Origin of the sequence: Serratia sp. HRI (assembly GCF_010119335.3) — a bacterium.
In the GTDB taxonomy this organism is placed as follows: domain Bacteria; phylum Pseudomonadota; class Gammaproteobacteria; order Enterobacterales; family Enterobacteriaceae; genus Serratia; species Serratia nevei.
Map to the genome: position 1 here is coordinate 2,326,227 of NZ_CP083690.1, position 21,055 is coordinate 2,347,281.

Annotated in this window: 15 protein-coding genes and 1 tRNA gene; 6 read left to right on the forward strand and 10 right to left on the reverse strand. The window is 63.0% G+C overall.

Annotated features, from left to right (window positions below; genetic code table 11):
- Positions 1 to 146: 146 nt before the first annotated feature.
- From GF111_RS11290 to GF111_RS11310, 5 genes are all read left to right on the forward strand, one after another.
- The gene (locus GF111_RS11290; protein ID WP_038879248.1) at positions 147 to 1,448 is read left to right on the forward strand and encodes an anaerobic C4-dicarboxylate transporter; all 1,302 of its coding nucleotides are present in this window, start codon (positions 147 to 149) and stop codon (positions 1,446 to 1,448) included.
- A gap of 109 nt (positions 1,449 to 1,557) precedes the next feature.
- Complete coding sequence (gene cutA / locus GF111_RS11295; protein ID WP_004929657.1) at positions 1,558 to 1,881, forward strand: divalent cation tolerance protein CutA; 324 nt, start codon at positions 1,558 to 1,560, stop codon at positions 1,879 to 1,881.
- Positions 1,857 to 3,578 (forward strand): protein-disulfide reductase DsbD, encoded by a 1,722-nt coding sequence (locus tag GF111_RS11300; protein ID WP_047729307.1) that lies wholly within the window; start codon positions 1,857 to 1,859, stop codon positions 3,576 to 3,578. Before cutA ends, GF111_RS11300 begins: the two co-directional genes overlap by 25 nt.
- A 247-nt stretch (positions 3,579 to 3,825) precedes the next feature.
- The gene (locus GF111_RS11305) at positions 3,826 to 4,401 is read left to right on the forward strand and encodes a transcriptional regulator (RefSeq protein WP_047729309.1); all 576 of its coding nucleotides are present in this window, start codon (positions 3,826 to 3,828) and stop codon (positions 4,399 to 4,401) included.
- Positions 4,402 to 4,561: 160 nt separating this feature from the next.
- Positions 4,562 to 4,637, forward strand: a tRNA-Phe gene (locus GF111_RS11310).
- A 396-nt stretch (positions 4,638 to 5,033) separates the two neighbouring features.
- On the opposite strand, the gene GF111_RS11315 is transcribed toward GF111_RS11310, so the two are convergent.
- The 10 genes from GF111_RS11315 to fes all read right to left on the reverse strand — a co-directional run bounded on the left by GF111_RS11315 (position 5,034) and on the right by fes (position 18,328).
- Complete coding sequence (locus GF111_RS11315) at positions 5,034 to 5,414, reverse strand: hypothetical protein (protein ID WP_038879301.1); 381 nt, start codon at positions 5,412 to 5,414, stop codon at positions 5,034 to 5,036.
- 158 nt (positions 5,415 to 5,572) lie between these two features.
- Positions 5,573 to 6,193: a DUF2238 domain-containing protein gene (locus tag GF111_RS11320; protein ID WP_038879304.1), complete on the reverse strand. Its 621-nt coding sequence runs from the start codon at positions 6,191 to 6,193 to the stop codon at positions 5,573 to 5,575.
- A 121-nt stretch (positions 6,194 to 6,314) separates the two neighbouring features.
- The gene (locus tag GF111_RS11325) at positions 6,315 to 7,334 is read right to left on the reverse strand and encodes a PQQ-binding-like beta-propeller repeat protein (protein WP_369916763.1); all 1,020 of its coding nucleotides are present in this window, start codon (positions 7,332 to 7,334) and stop codon (positions 6,315 to 6,317) included.
- Between the two features lie 105 nt (positions 7,335 to 7,439).
- Positions 7,440 to 8,300, reverse strand: coding sequence for an isochorismatase (locus GF111_RS11330; protein ID WP_004930014.1), 861 nt, complete (start codon positions 8,298 to 8,300; stop codon positions 7,440 to 7,442).
- 3 nt (positions 8,301 to 8,303) lie between these two features.
- Complete coding sequence (locus tag GF111_RS11335) at positions 8,304 to 9,932, reverse strand: (2,3-dihydroxybenzoyl)adenylate synthase (protein WP_038879311.1); 1,629 nt, start codon at positions 9,930 to 9,932, stop codon at positions 8,304 to 8,306.
- 7 nt (positions 9,933 to 9,939) lie between these two features.
- Positions 9,940 to 11,145 (reverse strand): isochorismate synthase, encoded by a 1,206-nt coding sequence (locus tag GF111_RS11340; RefSeq protein ID WP_038879314.1) that lies wholly within the window; start codon positions 11,143 to 11,145, stop codon positions 9,940 to 9,942.
- 212 nt (positions 11,146 to 11,357) lie between these two features.
- Positions 11,358 to 12,614: an enterobactin transporter EntS gene (gene entS, locus GF111_RS11345; protein ID WP_110610717.1), complete on the reverse strand. Its 1,257-nt coding sequence runs from the start codon at positions 12,612 to 12,614 to the stop codon at positions 11,358 to 11,360.
- Between the two features lie 176 nt (positions 12,615 to 12,790).
- On the reverse strand, positions 12,791 to 16,735 hold the full coding sequence (locus tag GF111_RS11350; RefSeq protein WP_224217839.1) for an enterobactin synthase subunit F: 3,945 nt from the start codon (positions 16,733 to 16,735) through the stop codon (positions 12,791 to 12,793).
- 32 nt (positions 16,736 to 16,767) lie between these two features.
- The gene (locus GF111_RS11355; RefSeq protein WP_038879323.1) at positions 16,768 to 16,974 is read right to left on the reverse strand and encodes an MbtH family protein; all 207 of its coding nucleotides are present in this window, start codon (positions 16,972 to 16,974) and stop codon (positions 16,768 to 16,770) included.
- On the reverse strand, positions 16,949 to 18,328 hold the full coding sequence (gene fes / locus GF111_RS11360; RefSeq protein ID WP_164491938.1) for an enterochelin esterase: 1,380 nt from the start codon (positions 18,326 to 18,328) through the stop codon (positions 16,949 to 16,951). Before fes ends, GF111_RS11355 begins: the two co-directional genes overlap by 26 nt.
- Before the next feature lie 284 nt (positions 18,329 to 18,612).
- Between fes and GF111_RS11365 the strand changes: the two genes are divergently transcribed.
- Positions 18,613 to 20,907, forward strand: coding sequence for a TonB-dependent siderophore receptor (locus tag GF111_RS11365; protein WP_055317486.1), 2,295 nt, complete (start codon positions 18,613 to 18,615; stop codon positions 20,905 to 20,907).
- The last annotated feature ends 148 nt before the right edge of the window (positions 20,908 to 21,055 follow it).

Genomic DNA, 21,055 nt, shown 5'->3' on the forward strand with positions numbered 1-21,055 from the left:
ACCCTAAATCATTGGGACTGCATCAAGGCGGCAAGCGCGCAAGTCCCCAGGAGCTTACTCAAGTAAGTGACTGGGGTGAGCGCTCGCAGCCAACACCGATGCAGTTTCAAGGATGACGGGAAATCTCATTTTAAGGAGTAAACACTATGCTAGCCTTGGAATTGGTTATCGTTCTGCTGGCCATCTTTTTAGGGGCCAGGTTGGGCGGTATCGGTATCGGGTTCGCGGGGGGATTGGGCGTTCTGGTCCTGGCGCTGATCGGCGTCAAGCCGGGCAGCATTCCCTTCGACGTCATCTCCATCATCATGGCGGTGATCGCGGCGATCTCCGCGATGCAGGTCGCCGGGGGGATGGACTATCTGGTGCAGCAGACCGAAAAGCTGCTGCGCAAGAACCCCAAGCACATCACCATTCTCGCTCCTATCGTCACCTACTTCCTGACCATCTTCGCCGGCACCGGCAACATCTCGCTCTCGGCGCTGCCGGTGATCGCCGAAGTGGCGAAAGAACAGGGCATCAAGCCTTGCCGCCCGCTGTCGACCGCCGTGGTGTCCGCCCAGATCGCCATCACCGCCTCGCCGATCTCCGCCGCGGTGGTGTATATGTCTTCGGTGATGGAAGGCCACGGCGTCAGCTACCTGCACCTGCTGATGGTGGTGATCCCGTCCACCTTCTGCGCCGTGCTGGTGATGTCGCTGCTGGTGACCTGGCTGTTCGACTCCAAACTGTCTAACGATCCGGTGTACCTGAAACGCCTGGAAGAAGGCCTGATCACCCTGCGCGGCAACAACGCGCTGGCGATCAAACCGCGCGCCAAAGCCTCGGTGCTGCTGTTCCTGCTGGGCGTGCTGTGCGTGGTCGCCTACGCCATCATCAACAGCCCGGGCCTGGGCCTGGTGGCCAAGCCGCTGATGAACACCACCAACGCCATCCTGATCATCATGCTGAGCGTCGCCACGCTGACCACCCTGCTGTGCCGCGTCGACACCGACATGGTGCTGAACTCCAGCACCTTCAAGGCCGGCATGAGCGCCTGTATTTGTATCCTCGGCGTCGCCTGGCTGGGCGATACCTTCGTGCAGGCCAACATCGACTGGATCAAAGAGACGGCCGGCAGCGTCATTCAGGCGCACCCGTGGCTGCTGGCGGTGATCTTCTTCTTCTGCTCGGCGCTGCTGTACTCGCAGGCCGCTACCGCCAAGGCGCTGATGCCGATGGCGCTGGCGCTGAACGTATCGCCGCTGACCGCCGTCGCCTCCTTCGCCGCCGTCTCCGGCCTGTTCATCCTGCCAACCTACCCGACGCTGGTCGCCGCGGTGCAGATGGACGATACCGGCACCACGCGCATCGGCCGCTTCGTGTTCAACCATCCGTTCTTCATTCCCGGCACCATGGGCGTGATCTTCGCCGTGGTATTCGGCTTCCTGCTCGGCAGCATCATGCTGTAACGCTTCGACCGGGGCTGCGGCCCCGGTTTTCCTTCTGGCGATAAACTCGCCTTCTAGCCAATCCGCCTTCAGGGTATAGTGCCCATTCGAACCGATGAGAGGGCTGAAGATGTCTGATTGCGAAGCTGTCGTCATACTCTGTACCGCACCCGATGAAGCCAGCGCCCAGGAACTGGCGGCGCGGGTCTTGGGCGATAAGCTGGCGGCCTGCGCCACGCTGCTGCCCGGCGCTACCTCGCTGTATTACTGGGAAGGGAAACTGGAACAGGAATATGAAGTGCAGATGCTGTTCAAAAGCGATCGCCGCCGTCAGCAGGCCCTGCTCGACACCCTGAAACAACATCACCCTTACCAGACGCCCGAGCTGCTGGTGCTGCCGGTGATGGCCGGAGATAAAGACTACCTGTTATGGATCAACGCTTCCTTAAACTGATTTTGCTGCTGTGCAGCCTGTTCTTCCTGCCCCAGGCGGCGCAGGCTTCGCTGTTCGCGCCGAAGGGCGGCAGCCAGTTCGTGCCTGTCGATCAGGCCTTCGCCTTCGATTTCAAACAGCAAGGCAGCCAGGTAACGCTGAACTGGCAGATCCGCCCCGGCTACTACCTGTATCGCCAGCAGATCAAACTGGTGCCGCAGCAGGCGACGCTCGGCGCCTTTACCCTGCCCGCAGGGTTGAGCCACAAGGACGAGTTCTTCGGCGAAGTGGCGATTTTCAAACAGCAGCTGAATCTGCAGGTGCCGCTGCAACAGGCGGCGGCCAACGCCAGCCTCAGCGTCACCTATCAGGGCTGCGCCGAGGCAGGCTTCTGCTATCCGCCGGAAACCCGGATCATCCCGCTGGACGCGGTCAGCGCCGGCACGGCCGCCCCGCTCCCGGCGGTTAACACTGCACCAACCGAACAGCCCGCTACGCCGGCCAGCCTGCCGTTCTCGCCGCTGTGGGCGCTGCTGATCGGCATCGGCATTGCCTTCACCCCGTGCGTGCTGCCGATGTACCCGCTGATCTCCGGCATCATCCTCGGCCGCGACCGGCCGCAAAGCAGCGGCCGCATTCTGGCGCTGGCGGTGGTTTACGTGCAGGGCATGGCGCTCACCTACACCCTGCTGGGGCTGGTGGTGGCCGCCGCCGGTCTGCAGTTCCAGGCGGCACTGCAGCACCCTTACGTGCTGATCGGCCTGTCGGTGCTGTTTATCGCGCTGGCGCTGTCGATGTTCGGCCTCTATTCCCTGCAGCTGCCCTCGGCGCTGCAAACCCGGCTGGCGAGCTGGAGCAACACCCAGCGCGGCGGCTCGCTGACCGGCGTGTTCCTGATGGGCGCCCTGGCCGGGCTGATTTGCTCGCCCTGCACCACCGCGCCGCTCAGCGCCATCCTGCTGTATATCGCCCAGAGCGGTAACCTGTGGGCCGGCGGCGGCACGCTGTACCTGTACGCGCTGGGGATGGGCATTCCGCTGGTGATCGTCACCCTGTTCGGCAACCGCCTGCTGCCGCGCAGCGGCCCGTGGATGCAGTATGTGAAAGAGGCCTTCGGCTTCGTCATTCTGGCGCTGCCGGTGTTCCTGCTGGAGCGGGTGATCGGCGATCTGTGGGGCCTGCGCCTGTGGAGCCTGCTCGGCCTGGCGTTCTTCGGTTGGGCCTTCGCCCTGAGCCTGAGAAGCGCGCGCGGCTGGGCACGCGTCCTGCAACTGCTTCTGCTGGCGGCGGCGGTGATCGCCGCGCGGCCGTTGCAGGACTGGGCCTTCGGCGCCGATCAGGCGCAGCAGGCGGCTCAGCCGCACCTGACTTTTACCCGCATCAACAACGTCGAGCAGTTAGATCTGGCGCTGCAGCAGGCGCGGGGCAAGCCGGTGATGCTGGACCTGTACGCCGACTGGTGCGTGGCCTGTAAAGAGTTTGAGAAATACACCTTCAGCGATGCGGCGGTGCAGGCGAGCCTGGCCAACGCGGTGCTGCTGCAGGCGGACGTCACCGCCAACGGTGCGGAACAGGCGGCGCTGCTGAAGCATCTGCAGGTGCTGGGATTGCCGACGATCCTGTTCTTCGATCCGGCGGGCCAGGAGCTGACGGCCCAGCGGGTCACCGGTTTTATGAAGGCGGAAGCCTTCAACGCGCATTTGCAGAAAGTGATGTGATATACCCTATAGCTTTCGAGTTGCAGCTAGGCGGCAAGCACAGGAGTCCCCAGGAGCTTACTAAAGTAAGTGACTGGGGTGACAAATCTGCCGGGAGCAGATTTGAACACTGCCTACAGTGGCTCCGCAAGGGGTGAGGCCCATGGAGGGGCCGAATAACGGTGAGCAGCCAACAACGCTGCGGCTCGAAAGATGACGGGTATAATAAATAACACTGAGGATCTGAACTGAAGAGGAGGAAGCACAAGTGCAACGTGAACACGTCCTTGATAACGCGCTGGGCCTGTTGGAACAACAGGGCCTGGCGACCGCCACATTAGAGATGCTGGCGGAAAAACTCGACGTTCAGCCCGGCGATCTCAAACGGTTCTGGCCGGATCGCGAAGCGCTGCTGTACGACTGCCTGCGCTACCACGGCCAGCAGATCGACACCTGGCGCCGCCAGCTGCTGCTGGATGAGAACCTGAGCCCGCAGCAAAAGCTGCTGGCGCGCTATGACGTGCTGGCGGAATACGTGCAGCAAGACCGCTACCCCGGCTGCCTGTTTATCGCTGCCTGCAGCTTCTTCCCGGAAACGGATCACCCGATCCATCAGTTGGCGGAGCAGCAAAAGCTGACCTCGCTGGAGCTGACCCGCGAACTGCTGCGCGAAATGGACGCCGACGACGCCGACATGGTGGCGCAGCAAATGGAATTGATTCAGGAAGGCTGCCTGAGCAAACTGCTGGTAAAACGCCAGCTCCAGGACGTATCGGTCGCCAAACGGTTGGCGGAAGACATCTTGCAGGTGGCACAGTGCCGCCGCAACGGGGCGCTGAGCTGAGCAAACCGCGCTTGCGGCGCCGCCAGCCCAAGGCGATAGCCGGAACAGGCGCATTTTTTGCGCCCTTTGCCTGAAAAGCCAGCAACCGGAGGCGTTTTAACGTCTTTCACGCATAAAGCCGTTGACGGCCATCGGCCAATACGGTTTAATGCTGCCCGTTGCCCGGATAGCTCAGTCGGTAGAGCAGGGGATTGAAAATCCCCGTGTCCTTGGTTCGATTCCGAGTCCGGGCACCATATTCAGAGAACCCAGCCTATGGCTGGGTTTTTCGCTTTCTGGAGTACGGACTCTCCATCGAACTGCGTTCGATTATTCGGCCTTAAGGCCTCACCCTGCGGGCCAACGCTAAAGCGCTGTTCAACGCGGCGCCAGCGCCGGTTGTCCGAGTCCGGTCGCCCTATTCAGAAGAACCCGCCTATGGCTGGGTTTTTCGCTTTCTGAAGTACGGACTCTCCATCGCACTGCGTTCGATTATTCGGCCTTAAGGCCTCACCCTGCGGGCCAACGCTAAAGCGCTGTTCAACGCGGCGCCAGCGCCGGTTGTCCGAGTCCGGTCGCCCTATTCAGAAGAACCCGCCTATGGCGGGTTTTTCGCTTTCTGGAGTACGGACTCTCCATCGCACTGCGTTCGATTATTCGCGCTCTCGTTTCCTCGGCGGAACCAGCCCAATCACTGCCAGTACGCAAGATTTAGCGGCCAACACCAGATTGAGATGCCCGGGGAAAGCGACGTTAACAAACCAAAAGACCAAGAAGACCGCCAGAGAAATAGGCCAGGCGAGCACGAAGAGCCGGGTATCGCATAGCCGCTGGGCGCAAAACAACAGCGTCAGCACGATCGCCAACAACCCGAAAGGAAGATACAGAATCAGCCTTAGGTAAGAGGCGATAACGTCGGCGAACGAGGTGTTATTGATGACGGAAATCGTTAACTTCTGAAAGAACAACGTGTCGTTGTTATAGAGATCCAAAAGATTTAGCCACGTAAAGCTGAGCCCTATCGTTAACGACATCCATACTGCATACTCTTTTCGGGATAGGGGGGTAGTGATCAAACTCAGTCTCGCATTCAAACAGCCGTTCCGAACCCATGATATAGCACAAATACGCTGAACCGGCGGTAAACGCGATTAAATGCGGCTCCCGTCAGCCACGCCTTTGTTGCCAAAGTTTATCGGCGCAGGCGGCGAATTTGCCGGTCTTGCCAGCCGGCGAACAGCAGCAAGCCACATAGCGCGCCGAGCAAGGCGCAGAACATGTCGGACTGGGTATCCCACGGGTCGCCCTGGGTGCCGAGAAACTCGTCGGCGCCCTGGCCCAGCGCCAGCGCCGCCCACCATTCGATCAGCTCATACACGGCACTGATGGCCAGCGCGATGCAGCACACCACAAAGCCCAGCATCTTGCGGCCCTGCACATAGCCGCCGCGCAGCAGGATCTCGCGCGCCACCAGCGCCGGCACCAGCCCCTGGAAGAAATGCCCCAGTTTGTCGTACGGGTTGCGGCCAAGATCCAGCCACTGCTGCACCTCAAACCCCAGCGGCACGCGGGCGTAGCTGTACATGCCGCCGAAAATCAGGATCAGCGCATGGAAGAAAATCAGCGTATAGAGCAGCGGCGTCAGCGGATAACGGCGATGGGTCAGCCACAGCAGCGGCAAGGCGATCAAAACCGGCGCCACCTCCATCAGCCAGGTGGTGCGATCGTAAGGGCGGATGGCGCTGTGGATCAGCGCGGCCAGCAGCAGCAGGGTGATAATGGACAACAACAGCGGGGTGCGCGAGGCGGGCATAACCAACGTTCCTTCAGATTAACGGATCAATGCACTCTTTATACCGCAGATCCTGGGGCGAAAAAAAACAGGCGGAGCGTCGCCGCTTCGCCTGTTCGGTGTGCGCTTATCCTGCGCGGGATTACTTCAGCGCTACGCGGATCACGTCGTCCGGCGCGGTGGCTTCTTTCTCGCGGCTGGAAGCCTGCTTGACGCTGACGTACAGCGTCTGGCCGTCCGGCGACAGCGCCAGGCTGTTCGGGTGGGTCGGCGTCTTGATGGTGTTCAGTACCTTGTAGCTCTTGGCGTCGATTACGCTCACTTCGCCCGCCTGGCGATGGGTGACGTAAACTTCATTGCGCGCCGGGTTGAACAGCACCGCCAGCGATTCCGGCACGTCGATCTTGCTCAGGATGTTGCCGTTGCGGGTATCCACCACCAGCACCTGCGGCTGCTTGGAATCGGTGATGAACGCGCGATGGGTAGCGGTATCCAGGCTGATGTTCAGGAAGAAGTGCTCTTTGGACTCATCCAGCTTTTTGCGCGACAGCACCTTGTTGGATTGGGTGTCGATGGTCACCAGCTCGCCGTCGGCGTTGGTGACGTACAGGCGCTTGGCGGCGGCGTCCAGCGCCAGGCCGGTGCCGTATTTGCCGGTGTCGGTCACGGTGGCGCGCAGGGTCAGATCCTTGCCGTCCACCACCCACACCACGCTGGATTCACCCAGCCCGGTGATGTACAGGGTATCGCTGTCGGCATCCGCCACCAGTTCGCGCGGCGCCAACGGCTTGACGGTCTCGGAACGCTTGCGCGCGTCCAGCACCAGGCGGCCTTTCACGTCGCCGGTCTTGGCGTCGATGGCGGTCACCGAGTTATTGACGGTGTTACCGAAGAACAGCGTGCCGGTCTTGGCGTTGACGGCGGCGCCGAACGGTTTGATGTCGTTATGGATAATTTGGGTCACGTCCAGCGTGGTCGGATCCAGACGGTAAACGATGCCGCCCTTGTCCAGCTTGCGGCTCTGCGACGTCGCCAGGTAGAGCGCGTTCTCGCTCGGGCTGTAGGCCATTTCATAGGCGCCCTTGCCAACCGGCTTGCGCAGCACTTCCGGCGCGGTCTGCGCCAGCAGCGTATTGGAGAACAGCAGCGTGGACAGCAGCATCAGCGGGAATGCCGCACGTTTTCCCTTGGTGATCAAAGTATTCATCAAAATCTCCTTATAGAGCCAACGGGGCGGCCACTCGGCCGCCCTCTCTCGTTATTAAAATCAGGCTTTCTCTTCGGAAAGCAGCGCCCACCAGCTGTCGATGGTCGGGTTGCGCGCCAGCGCGATAAAGTCGATGTCGCCGCGGATCTTGCGCCAGCGGGTCGCCAGCTCCATGATGCGCACCGAATCCAGACCGTAATCGATCAGGTTCTCATCGTTGCCCATGTCTTCGCTGTCTTCGTCAAGCAGCGGCAGGATCTGCTGACGCAGCGCATCGATGCTGGCGATACCGGCAGCCGGCAACAGAGACGCGGTGGTCACCACCCGGCCGCAGCGGCCGGCGGTGTAACGCAGCGCCATCAGGTGTTCGTCGCGCGAGAAGTCCGCCAGGCCGTCGGCCACCATGAACGGCTGGATGTTGCGCATGAAGGCGTCGATGGCGGTGGTCAGGCAGCCGATGTGCGCATACACGCCGCAGATAATCAGCTGATCGCGGCCGGACTCCTGCAGGATCTCCTGCAGCGGCGAGCGGTGGAAGGCGCTGTAGCGCCATTTCACCAGCACCGTGTCGTCTTCGTCCGGCGCCAGCGCGGCGGTCACCGCCTGCTGCTCGGGGTGTTTGTTCAGACCCGGCCCCCACATGTCATTCAACAGCGCGCGATCTTCATCGCTCTGCTGGTTCGGCTGCGCGGTATAGAACACCGGAATGCCCTGCTGTTTGCAGTAGCGGCGCAGGTTGGCGATGTTCTCCACCACCTGTTTAATCAGCGCGCTGTCTTCGCCCCAGAAATTGAGGAAATACTGCTGCATGTCGTGGATCAGCAGCGCGGCGCGCTGCGGTTCTACCTGCCAGGTGACTTTATTTTGCGGCAGTTCGTCCGCCGTCGGCAGCGCGTAATCATTAAGTTTTGGAATGGCCATCGATTAATCTCCCTGAGCCTGAGTCTGTAGTTGCGCGTCGAGCTGCTGGCGCAGCCGTTTTTTGTCCACTTTGCCGACCGGGGTCAGCGGCAGGCTGTCCACCTGAATAAAGCGATCCGGCAGTTTGAAATCCGCCACGCCCTGCTCGCGCAGGTGGCGACGCAGCACCACCGGCTTCAGCGGCGCGTTGGCGATGATATAGGCGCAGCTCTTCTCCCCCATCAGCGCGTCCGGCATCGACACCAGCGCGGTGTTGATCACGTCCGGATGACGCAGCAGCAGGTTCTCGATCTCCTCGGCGGCGATCTTCTCTCCGCCGCGGTTGATCTGATCTTTCTGCCGCCCCTGCACGGTGATGTAGCCGTCTTCGCTGATGCTGATCAGATCGCCGGAGCAGTAGAAACCGTCGGCGTCGAAGGCGTCGGCGTTGTGCGCCGGGCTCTGGTAGTAACCGCGGAAGGTATAAGGCCCGCGCGTCATCAACCGCCCGACCTCGCCCGCCGGCAACGGATTGCCGTCGTCATCCGCCACCCACACTTCGTCGTCCGGCGACATCGGCCGCCCTTGCGTCGTCAGGATGTGGCGTTCGTCGTCGTCCAGCCGGGTGTAGTTCACCAGCCCTTCCGCCATGCCGAACACCTGCTGCAGTTGGCAGCCGATTTCGTTCTGAATGCGCGCCGCCAGCGTTTCGCCCAGCTTGGCGCCGCCCACCTGCAGCAATTTCAGGCTGGCGAGTTGGGCATTGCCGCCCCACTCTTCGATCGCCTGCAGCCACAGCGTGACCGCCGGCGGCACCAGCGCCGTCACGTTGATTTGGTGCTGTTCGATCAGGCGGAAGCACTGCCCGGCGTCCGGATCGGCGGCGAACACCACCAGCCCGGCGCCATAAAACACGCCCAGTACGCCCGGCGAACTCATCGGGTAGTTGTGCGCCACCGGCAACGCGCACAGATAGCGGGTCTGCGCGTCGAAACGGCAGATCTCCACGCTGCGGCGAATGCTGTAGTAGTAATCATTGTGGGTGCGCGGGATCAGCTTCGGTGTACCGGTGCTGCCGCCGGAAAGCTGGAAGAACGCCACCTGATCGGCCACGGAAGGCTGCGCGACGAAACCGTCGCTCGCTTCGTCCAGCCAGGCGGCCAGCGCCAGCTCGCCCTCGGGCTGGCTGCGCAGCGCCACGACCCGCAGCGAAGGATGCGCATCGCGGAAGGCGTTCAGGAATTGATCGTCGGCAAACAGCCCGTGCTGGCGATCGGCGATCAGCAGCGCCGGTTTGATCTGCTCGGCATAGGCGTTCAGCTCGCTGCGCTGATGGCTGAACAGCGCGTTGACCGGCGCCACGCCAATTTTCAGCAGCGCGAAGAACACGATATAGAACTCCGCCACGTTGCCCAGCTGGACCAACGCGGTGTCGCCGGATTTCACGCCGCGGCGCAGCAGAGCGGCCGCCAGGCGATCGGAACGCTGCTGCAGCTCGCGGTAGGTCAGGCTGCCCTGGGCGTCGATAATCGCCGGGGCGTCGTTGTTGGCCTGGCGGTCGAGGATCTCGGTCAGCGGCTTGTCAGTCCAGTAGCCGCGTTCGCGATAGCGGCTGGCGAACTCCGCCGGCCAGGGGGTAAAGGCAATGCTCATCTTGTCGTTATCCTTGATTCATACCAAAGGCACGCAGAATGGTGCTGAGTTTGGTGCCTGTTTCATGCCATTCAGATTCGGGTGAAGAGTCTTCCACGATGCCGGCGCCGGCGAACAGCCGCACCCGGTTACCGTCAACGGTGCCGCAGCGGATAGTCACGACCCACTCGCCGTTGCCTTCATCGTCGCACCAGCCGACGATGCCGCCGAACAGGCCGCGATCGAACGGCTCCAGCTTGCCGATCAGGGCGTGCGCCTCGGCCGTCGGCATGCCGCACAGCGCCGGCGTCGGGTGCAGCAAGCAAGCCAGCGACAGGGCATTTTCGTCTGGAGACGCCGCCTCGCCGTCGATCGGTGTAGAGAGATGCCACAGCGTCGTGGTGGTCAACAATTCAGGGGTGTGCGGCACGTTCAGGTAGCGACAGCGGCCGGCCAGCACGTCACGCATGCTTTCGGTGACGATGCGATGCTCGTGGCGATCCTTCGCCGAAGCCATCAGCCGCTCTCCCACTTCGCGATCGCGCTGCGGGTCGGCCTCGCGCCGGGCGGAACCGGCCAGCGGATTGGAATAGAAACGGCCGCCGTCCTGGCGCAGCAACAGCTCCGGGCTGGCGCCCAACAGCGCGCCCTGCTCCAGCGGCACATGGAAATGGAAACCGTGCGGGTTCTGGGCAATCACACGCGCCATCAGCGCATGGCGATCCACCGGCTGGCGCGTTTCAATCTCCAGCAGGCGTGACAAGACCACTTTATCCAGCTCACCGGCCTTCATCGCGTCGACGGCGTCGCTGACCATCTTCATAAACGGCTGCTGCGGCGGCAGCTCCGTCACGCCGGCCAGTTCAGGGCAGTTCGCCGCCGGCCGAACGCCGGCCATAAAGGCGGCGCGATCGAACCAGCGGCTCTGCTGCGGAATAAACAGCGCCGAAGGCTGCCGGGTATCGAACGGGATGGCGCCGCACAGCAGCGGTTTTTTGATGCCGGCCTGACGGGCCTCGGCAAACGCCCGCCGTACGCTGCGCTGGAACTCGCCGTTCAGGTCGGCGCCGTCTGCGGCCGGCAGGCGAATGCGGCTGAAACAACCGGTGGTGGTCAAGCTGCGGAAAGGAGAGGTAAAGAAGAAGCCCGACGCCGGAGAAAAATCAGCGGCGAACCGGTGTTCTTCGCGCTCCTGCATTTCCTTTCGATTGATGTCGTTCACGGCAGTAACCATCGCTTCGCCCTCAAGAATTTGAAGTGATAACCAATATAATAATGATTATCATTTGAGTTGATTCCGCGCTAAATTACTCGCCGATATTTGCTATGTCAATAAACGTAAGCACTTCTTTCATTTCGAAATCATGACATAAACGCTGTGGGTTTTACGCATGCCGATGATAAGCATTGCTATTTGATCCCACAGCGTTGTCTTAACGCGTTCGACTACTTTTCTGTGGCGGGCTGTGGCTCCGGTTTGTGCAGCGTGACCTGGCGCAAACCGGTCATGGCGAACAGCAACAGGATGCCGAGCACCGCCGCGCCGAAGCCGAAACCGCTGGCGCTCATCGCCGGCAGCATGAAGGCGCCCATCGCCCCCAGCAGCAATGCGCCCAGCGCATCGCCCACCACGTTCTGCGCCGTCCACAGGCCGTTGATGCGGCCGAGGAAGTTGTCCGGCGTCAGGCTCTGGATCAGGCCGTATTGCAGCAGCGAGTTCAGCGCGCTCAGGTAGCCGAACGCCACCAGGCACAGCAACGCCAGGCTGTACCACGGCATCAGGCCGAACAGGCCAATGGCGGCGAACGCCGCGATCGCCGTCAGCAGCATCACCCAGCCGGGGCGCGCCACGTGCGCCACGCGCCCGCTGGTGAACGCACCGATGGCCGCGCCGAGCGGCACGGCGGCGTACATATAACCGAGGTGGGCAGCGTCGATGTGCCAGCTTGCCGCCATCGCCGGGTACAGTACGCGCACCGCGCTGGCCATGGTCAGCAGCGCGCCGATCAGCGCCACCATGCCGATCACCTTGTTCTGGAACAGGAAGGCGAAGCCGCCCGCCAACGCGCGCAGCGGGTGTTCACGCGGCTGCGGCGGCGGCATCAGCTGCGGCAGGCTCAGCAGCGGCAGCAGCGTCAACAGGGTGCCAAACGCCGCCAGGCCGTAGTTCCAGGCAATGCCCATATGGGCAATCACCAGGCCGCCAATCGCCGGGGAAAGAATCGAGCCGAAGCGCACCGTCAGCATGCTGATGGCGCCCGCCTGCACGATGTTTTCGCGGCCCACCAGCGCCGGCGTAGCCGCCAGCAGCGCCGTGACCCCCACCGCGCCGAAGAAACCGTCCCACACCGCCAGCAGATAGATGGCCGCCAGCGAAGGCGACGGCAGCATGGCGTTGAGGCACAGGCCGACGAAGCCGACGCCGCAGGTAGAGCGCGCGAACAGGATCAGCCGGCGCCGCTCATAGCGATCCGCCAGCACGCCGCCCATCAGCAGCCCGGCGAACATGCCGCCGCCGGCCAGCGTCACCGCCAAACCGACCTGCAGGGTGGAGCCGGTCAGCGCCTGGATCTGCACCGGAATGGCGATCGCCATCAGTCCCAGCGCCACAATGGAAATAAAGCGCGCGCAGAACACCGCGCGGAAAGCCCGGTTGGTTTTCAGCAGGCTAAAATCAAGCAGGATGGAGGGTTTGCTACTCATCGGTTGTTCACCACATCTTTAAACGGGGATTCTGCAGTTGCGGGGCGCTATGCTAGCACAGATGGCGAAATCAATAATGATAATAAAACTCATTGATATTCAACTGTGAGCAACCGCAAAAAACGCCGCCACACGCGGGGTCATCCCCGTGCCTGGCGGCGAGATGACGGGCGCGATTACAGCGTGCGCAAGATCCGGTTCAGCAGCGGCCCCAACACTTTGAACGACGCCGGCGAAACGATATCGACATGCGCGCAGTCCAGCTCGTGCGCCTGCAGCGCATCGACGTACTGCGACCAGGTCTGCTGCACGTCCATCCCTTCCTGCAGCGTGCGTTTGGCGACGAACAGCGTCGCCTGGCCGCGGAAACGGGCGGTGCGCGTGTGCGACAGCAACCGCACCGAATCGGCGTAGTTGGCTTCGATATTGTCGAACATCGCCGTGCGCGTCTCGCCCAGCGCCGGATCGAGCGTATCCTGCGACACCGCCAGGAACTGCTCGCGCTCGCGCTGCACTTCCTTCAACACGTTGTCGTCCAGCATCACGTCCCAGTTTTGGGTCTCCGGCGGATAGGTATCCAGCAGGCCGAGGAACGCCACCTGCTCGCCGCGCGCCTGCAGCCGGGCGGCGATGCCCTGCGCCAGCGTGCCGCCCAGCGAGTAGCCGATGAAGTGGTACGGCCCGTGCGGCTGTACCTGCAACACCGTCTGCAGGTGGGCATCCACCACCTGATCCATATCTTCGCTCAGCGCCAGCGGGCCGTCCGGCCGAGGCGACTGAATGCCGACCAGCGACCAGTGCTGATCGAGATAGCGCGGCAATACGCTGAACTGCCAGGAGAAACCGGACGCCGGATGCAGACAGAACAGCGTCGGCCCCTCGGTGACGCGCAGCGGCAATACGCTGTCGAAGCCGCTGCGATCGGCCTCTTCCTGCGTGCGATCTTCCGCCAGCAAGGCAGCCAACTGCTCAACGCGCGACGCCACCATCACCTGGCCGACGGACACCGCCTTGCCCAGATCGCGACGCAGCTCCGCCGCCAGCCGCATCGCCAGCAGCGAATGGCCGCCGAGCGCGAAGAAATCGTCGTCGGCGAACACCTGCTCGCGCTGCAGCAAGCGGGCGAACACCGCCGCGATCTCGCTTTCCAGCCCGGCCTGCGACGGCCGTCCTGCCTTGCGTTCACCGCCCTGCGGCTGCGGCAAGGCCTTGCGATCCAGCTTGCCGTTGGCGCTCAGCGGCAAATCACTCATTTCCACCAGCGCCACCGGCACCATGTGCGGCGGCAGACGGTCGGCCAGCGCCGCGCGCAGGGCTTCCGCATCCCAGTTCGCGCCAGGCTGCATCACCAGATAGCCCACCAGCTGGCGCGCATCGCCGCCGGCATCCACCGGCGTGCCCTGCAGCACCAGCGCGTGCGTCACCGCCTGGCGCACGCCCGGCAGCGACAGCAAGGCATGGTCGATTTCACTCAGCTCGATACGCTGCCCGCGGATCTTCAGCTGATCGTCGCTGCGGCCCAAATATTCCACCGCGCCGTCCGGCAGCCAGCGCGCCACGTCTCCGGTGCGGTACATGCGCCCGCCCTCGCCGAACGGATCGGCGACAAAGCGGCTGGCGGTCAGATCCGGTCGGCCAAGGTAGCCGTGTGCCAGCTGCACGCCGGTCAGATACAGATCGCCCGCCACGCCCGGCGGCACCGGCCGCAGGCGCGCGTCAAGAATGCGCAGCCCGGTATTCCATACCGGCAGACCGATCGGCACGTTGGCGCCGGTCACCTTCGCCAGCGCCTCGCCGTAGGCCGGATGCCAGGTCACGTCCACCGCCGCTTCGGTCGGGCCGTAGAGGTTGTGCAACGGCACCGCCGTGCGGCTTTGCCACAGGCGGCACAGCTCCGCCGGCAGCGCTTCGCCGCTGCAGAACACCTGGCGCAGCGCGGCGCAGCTCGCCACCGCCGCGTCGTCGTCCAGGGCGGCCACGAAAGCCGCCAGCATCGACGGCACGAAGTGCAGCGTGGTAATGCGATGTTGTGCGATCAGCTGTTGCAGCTGCTGCGGGTCGCGATGCGCCTCCGGCGGCGCCATCACCAGCCGGGCGCCGACCATCAGCGGCCAGAAGAATTCCCACACCGAGACGTCGAAACTGCACGGCGTTTTCTGCAGCACCGCGTCGTCCGCCCCCAGAGGATACTGGTGCTGCATCCACAGCAAGCGGTTGACGATCGCCTGATGGCCGACCAGCACGCCTTTCGGGCGCCCGGTGGAGCCGGAGGTAAAGATGATATAGGCCGCATGGTCCGGCGTCGGGCCCGCGATCGCCACCCCGGCGGCGTGATCGGCCGCCAGCGGCGCGTCATACAGCAAGATTTCGCCCTTGTCGGCGAAACGCGCCTGCTGCGCCGGGTTGGTGATGACCAGCCGCGGCGCGGCGTCTTCCAGCATCATCGCCAGCCGCTCGTCCGGATAACCGGTGTCCAACGGCAGATAGGCGGCGCCCGCTTCCACGATCGCCATCAACGCCAGCGACAGGAACACCGAACGCGGCAGCGCCACCGCCACGATGTCGCCCGGCCGCACGCCCAGCGCCACCAGCTCGCGCGCCAGCGCCGTAACCTGCTCGCGCGTTTCGCGGTAGGTGAAGCTGAAATGCGCATCCGCCAGCGCCGGCGCGTCCGGCGTGGTTTGCGCCTGCTGCGCCAGCAGCTGGCTCAGCGTGGTCGCCGGTACCGGGTGCGCCGTGTCGTTGACCCGCGCCAGCAGCGCGTGATCGTCGACGGTCAGCATATCGGCTTCGCCGATCGGCAACGCTGCCTGCGCGGCGAACTGCGCCAGCAGCAGCGGCAGCCGCTGCAGGTACGCCTGCAGTTCCTGGCGGCTGTAACGCTCGGCGTTGGCCAGCAGCTCCACCTTCAGCTGATGGTGTTCGTCGATAAACAGCGCAATCTCCAGATCGCGCACCGGCCCGGAGGCCAGATCGTGGGTGATGCCTTCGATACCGGCGAAATCCAGCTGGTAATCGAACATTTTGAAGTTGAAGACCGTGCCGTACAGCGGTTCGCCGTCGCCGATGCGCCCCAGATCGCGCTGCACCTGTTCGGCGTCGTAGCGCTGATGGCGGCGCACCGTTTTCAGCTCGCGGCTGATGCGGGCGGCGGCCTCATACAGCGTGGCCTGCGGCTCAAGGTGCATTTCCATCGGCAGCACGTTGATCACCGGGCCGGCGGCGCACAGGGCGGCCGATCCGGTACGGCGCATGAAGATAAAACCGGCGCTGAAGCTCGGTTGGCCGCTCAGGCGCGATACCCACAACGCCAGCAGCGCCACCGCCATATCGGCGGCGTTCAGCTTCTGCTGCGCGCCGCACTGCACCAGTTCGGCGAAGGCCTGCGGATCGCAGCGCTGTTCCAATCGATGGATGCGCGGCGTGGGGGTTTGCCCGGCCAGCGGCTGCGGGCAGAGCGTGGCCGGCGGCGGCAGCTGCCGCGCTTTTTCGAGCCAGAAATCGGCGTCGCGCTGCCAGGCCGGCGCCTCCCGGTAAGCCTGGTATTCCGCCACCACGTCGCTGAACGCCGTGAAAGGCGTCGGTTCCAGCGCGTCGCCGCGGCAAAGATGGGTGTATATCGCTGCCACGCGGCGAGCGATGGCGGTGAAGCTGAAACCGTCCACCAGCAGATGGTGATAGCGCTGATACCAAAACCAGCGGTCATCCGCGAGGCGCATCACCACATGGCGATACAGCGGCGCGCCGCTGCCGGCGCGCAAATCGCTCGCCAGATCGATGTCCATCAGCGCGCGCGCAGCGGCTTCGGGGTCCGGCGACGTCGTCAGATCGACAAGTTCCGGCTCGTGCACCGCCAGCGTGTTATCCCACCATTGCACCGGCACGCCGTCGCGTTCCGCAAAACGCAGGCGCAGCATGTCCACCTCGCCCAAGCCCTGGAGGATGGCCTGCAGCAAGAGTTCCACGGCGACGGGGCCGTTGAGTTCGATGGCGTGGGCCACCGCGTAGGCATTGCGATGCGGGGAAATTTGATCGGCGACCCAGATGCCGGGTTGCGCCGCGACCAGCGGCCATTCGCCCGCAAGCGCCGGGCCGCTGAGAGAGTTAGGGGTGTGTGACACTGCTTATTGCTCCCGTGATTACCTGGCGCCGGTCACGCCTCGCGTGCTGCGACCGGCAGAATGTCTTGCCAATGCTGTTCCAGCCACTCGGCGCACGCGTTGCGCGCCGCCGGGCCGAAGACGATCGTCCACTCGGACGGAATGGCGCGGAAATCCGGCCACAAACTGTATTGTTGTTGTACGTTGCGCAGCACCAGGCTGCGCTGCTGTGGATCATCGAACGGATTCAGGCTTTCCATCATGTGTTCCTCGTGCCGTTGCCGTCGCCGATGCCGGATAAGCGGTGGCGAAAGCGGAAGCCCAGACCGCCTGCAGCCCGTCGGTCAGGCCGCTGCGCCAGCACAGCGCGTCGTGCCCGCCTTCCACCACCCGGTAGTGCACCCGATGGCCGGCGTCGCTCAGGCGCGCCGCCATTTCGCCGCTGACCCGGTGCACCAGCTTTTCCTGCGAACCGGCTTCCATAAATACCTTCAGCGCGCCGTGGTTGCCCAGGCCGTGCCGTTCCACCTGCTGCATCAGCCAACAGGCATCGTCGGGAATGCTCGGCAGCTGCAGCATGTCGCGCCGCGGCCACCAGTAGGAACCGGACTGAGCGATCACCGCGCCGAAGCGCTGCGGCCAGCGCAGCCCGGCATACAGGGAAGCCAGGCCGCCAAAGCTTTGCCCCGCCACCACCGTATCGGCCGGTTTGCCGCTGTGCGGCGCCCAGTCGGCCAGCTGCGGCATCAGTTCTTCCTGCACCGCCAGCCAGAAGTCGTCCTTACAGGTCAGTTCGCGCGACCGGTGCGGCAGATCGATAATGTCGATCAGCACATACACCGCTTCCGGCAATGCCCCTTCGCGGGTCAGCTGCATCAGTGGCTCCCAAACCGGCATCTGCTTCGCCCAGAACTGGCCGTCGAGCAGGATAGCCAACGGACGCTCGGCCGGCTTGCTGTCGCCGGTGGTGTAGATCCAGACGTCGCGGCTGTTGCCCAGGCGCTCGCTTTGCCAGGTATGGCGCTGCAAACGCGCCGGCAGCGGTGGCGTACAGCGCCCGCTGGCGATCTCGTACTCGTCGAACGAGCGCCATACCGGCTGCGGTGGCGCATCCGGCATATGCAGACCGGAGACGCTGTGGCCGCTGGCGCTTTGCCAGGAGCGATACGGGTTGAGCAGATCGGGGGTGGCGCTGGCGAACACCTGGTGCCACCAGTGGCGCAGGTTGTGCATGTTGGCGTGCGCATCGTCGCCGCTGAACGCCGGCGGCCGCTCGTCAAAGCAAGGGATAAAGCAGTAGCTGCCGCGCCAGGCGCCGCTCAGCTCGGTCTGCCAGTACCACACGTCGGTGCCGGCCAAACGCTGCAGGCTTTGCGGCGGATTCGGCTGATGGTGGTCGGTCAGGCAGTTGATGTTGATCCACACGCGACGGTAGGCGGAGGTCAATTCGCATCCCTGAGGATCGCGCCAGAAAAAGGTGGCTCGCCAGCGTCCGTTACCCGCCGGTTCTACCCATGGCGTACCGCGTCGTGCCACCGTCAACCACCACCCTGGACTGCCCGCATTGCTGCTGGCCAATAATCTGCTGCTTTCTGACTGTAGTTCTGTATTCACAACGCCTACCCATTTTGTAGTTGGCGGCACCGGGAACATCGACCTTTCCCTATCGCCGGCCACCGCCCGAACGCACTGTACGCCAAATACTATTGATAATAATTTGCATTTGCAATAGTGTGTAAGGCTTGGAGATCGTGCTGGTATTGCGCGCAACGGACAGGGATCGGGGATACATCAATGGCATCCCTTGCCGCAGCCGATTTTCTATTTCCGACTACACAAAAACTACAACCGCCCTTCCCCCCGTTCGGCGAGGGATGGCAGCAAGGTAGGACACTCAGATGAAAAGCAAGCTATCACGTTATTCTTTAGCCACTCTTATCGGCTTGGGATTGGGCGCGACCGCGTTCGCCAACGCCGCACAGCAGACCGACACCCCCACCACGGAAGAAAACAGCGGCACCACGGATAAAAAGCCGCGCGGCGAAGACACCATCGTCGTGACCGCCGCCCGGCAAAACCTGCAGGCGCCGGGGGTATCCACCATCACCGCCGAAGAGATCAAAAAACGCCCGCCGGCGCGCGACATCAGCGAACTGATCCGCACCATGCCCGGGGTTAACCTGACCGGTAACTCCACCAGCGGCCAGCGCGGCAACAATCGCCAGATCGATATCCGCGGCATGGGCCCGGAAAACACCCTGATTCTGATCGACGGCAAGCCGGCCTCCAGCCGCAACTCGGTACGCCAGGGTTGGCGCGGCGAGCGCGACTCGCGCGGCGATACCGCCTGGGTGCCGCCGGAAATGATCGAACGCATCGAAGTGCTGCGCGGCCCTGCCGCAGCGCGCTATGGCAACGGCGCCGCGGGCGGCGTGGTCAACATCATCACCAAGAAGGCCGGCGATGCGCTGCACGGCTCGCTGAACGGCTACTTCAACGTGCCGCAGCACAAGCAGGAGGGCGCCACCAAGCGCACCGACTTCAGCCTGTCCGGCCCGCTGAGCGATTCCCTGAGCTTCCGCCTGTTCGGCGGTTACAGCAAAACGCAGGCCGACGCCTGGGACATTAACGAATCGCATAAATCCGAACGCGTAGGCACCTACGCCAACAGCGTTCCTGCAGGGCGCGAAGGGGTGGTCGATAAAAACATCGACGCCCTGCTGCACTGGGACTTCGCCCATCTGCAGTCGCTGGAATTCGAGTACGCCTACGGCCGCCAGGGCAACCTGTACGCCGGCGATACCCAAAACACCAACACCAATGCCCTGGTGCAGAATAACTACGGCAAAGAGACCAACCGCATCTACCGTGAAACCTTCGGCCTGACCCATCGCGGCGCCTGGGACAACGGCGTGAGCACCAACAACTACGTGCAGTTCGAGCGCACCCGTAACACCCGTATAAACGAAGGGCTGGCCGGCGGCACCGAAGGTATCTTCGATGTCAACAATACTGGGTTCGGCACTACCAAGCTGGACGACTTCCTGGCGCACAGCGAAGTCAGCGTGCCGTTTGAGCTGGGCGTTTCACAGACCGCCACCCTGGGCACCGAGTGGAGCCAGCAACGGATGAAGGACGGCTCTTCTATCGCACAAGCGCTTGAAGGGGCTAAAACCGGGGGAGCCATTGAAGGCGTATCCAGCAAAAATCGCAACCCTTATGCCTCCGCGCATATCTTCTCGCTGTTCGCCGAAGACAACATTGAGCTGACCGACACCACCATGCTGACGCCGGGCCTGCGTTACGATCTGCATTCAGAATCCGGTAACAACTGGAGCCCGGCGCTGAACCTGTCGCAGGAGCTGGGCGACTACTTCACGCTGAAAATGGGTATCGCGCGTTCTTACAAGGCACCCAACCTATTCCAGACTAACGGCAACTACGTGTTATACAGCGCGGGTCAAGGCTGTACGGCCGGAGATATCAAGAAAGGCTGCTACCTGCTGGGCAACGACGATCTGAAGGCGGAGACCAGCGTCAACAAAGAGATCGGGCTGGAGTTCCATAACGAAGGCTGGCTGGCCGGCGTGACCTACTTCCGCAACGATTATCACAACAAGATTGAAGCGGGCACTTCTCGCATCGCCACCAGCAGCACCGGCACGCCAGTCTACCAGTGGGAGAACGTACCGAAAGCGGTGGTGCAGGGGCTGGAAGGCTCGCTGAACGTGCCGGTCAGCGAGACCGTCACCTGGAGCAACAACGCCACCTACATGATCGAGAACAAGAACAAGACCACCGGCGACTACCTGTCGGTGATCCCGAAGTTCACCGTCAACTCGACCCTCAGCTGGCAGGCCACGCAGGATCTGTCGATGCAGTCCACCCTGACCTGGTACGGCCGTCAGAAGCCGAAGAAGTACAACTACCAGGGTAAACCGGCCACCGGCAGCGAAACCCATGAAGTCAGCCCTTACGCCGTCGTCGGCGCCAGCGCGACCTATGACCTGACCAAAAACGTCAGCGTCACCGCCGGCATCGACAACCTGTTCGACAAACGCCAGTTCCGCGCCGGCAACGCGCAGAACGTCGGCAATCCGAACACCGGTGATGTCAATATCGCCGGCGCGGGTGCGGCCACCTACAACGAACCGGGCCGTACCTACTACATGAGCATCAACACCCACTTCTGATGACATGACCCAACGACAAAGGGGTGCTCAGCACCCCTTGAGGTAAATGACAAAGCGGATGACGTTGCCGGGCTTTCATTAGGCGACAGATAGAAAACAAGGAAAATCAATTCATTGATTTTCGGCTGATAACCACAAAGGAGGAAAA

Excerpts from the sequence above, each read along its gene's own strand:
- GF111_RS11365 (WP_055317486.1), top strand. The coding sequence starts at position 18,613 with ATGAAAAGCAAGCTATCACGTTATTCTTTAGCCACTCTTATCGGCTTG.
- GF111_RS11300 (WP_047729307.1), top strand. The coding sequence starts at position 1,857 with ATGGATCAACGCTTCCTTAAACTGATTTTGCTGCTGTGCAGCCTGTTC.
- GF111_RS11330 (WP_004930014.1), bottom strand. The coding sequence starts at position 8,300 with ATGGCCATTCCAAAACTTAATGATTACGCGCTGCCGACGGCGGACGAA.
- GF111_RS11355 (WP_038879323.1), bottom strand. The coding sequence starts at position 16,974 with ATGGAAAGCCTGAATCCGTTCGATGATCCACAGCAGCGCAGCCTGGTG.
- cutA (WP_004929657.1), top strand. The coding sequence starts at position 1,558 with ATGTCTGATTGCGAAGCTGTCGTCATACTCTGTACCGCACCCGATGAA.
- GF111_RS11325 (WP_369916763.1), bottom strand. The coding sequence starts at position 7,334 with ATGCTGCTGTCCACGCTGCTGTTCTCCAATACGCTGCTGGCGCAGACC.
- GF111_RS11340 (WP_038879314.1), bottom strand. The coding sequence starts at position 11,145 with ATGGTTACTGCCGTGAACGACATCAATCGAAAGGAAATGCAGGAGCGC.
- GF111_RS11290 (WP_038879248.1), top strand. The coding sequence starts at position 147 with ATGCTAGCCTTGGAATTGGTTATCGTTCTGCTGGCCATCTTTTTAGGG.
- GF111_RS11320 (WP_038879304.1), bottom strand. The coding sequence starts at position 6,193 with ATGCCCGCCTCGCGCACCCCGCTGTTGTTGTCCATTATCACCCTGCTG.
- entS (WP_110610717.1), bottom strand. The coding sequence starts at position 12,614 with ATGAGTAGCAAACCCTCCATCCTGCTTGATTTTAGCCTGCTGAAAACC.
- GF111_RS11315 (WP_038879301.1), bottom strand. The coding sequence starts at position 5,414 with ATGTCGTTAACGATAGGGCTCAGCTTTACGTGGCTAAATCTTTTGGAT.
- GF111_RS11335 (WP_038879311.1), bottom strand. The coding sequence starts at position 9,932 with ATGAGCATTGCCTTTACCCCCTGGCCGGCGGAGTTCGCCAGCCGCTAT.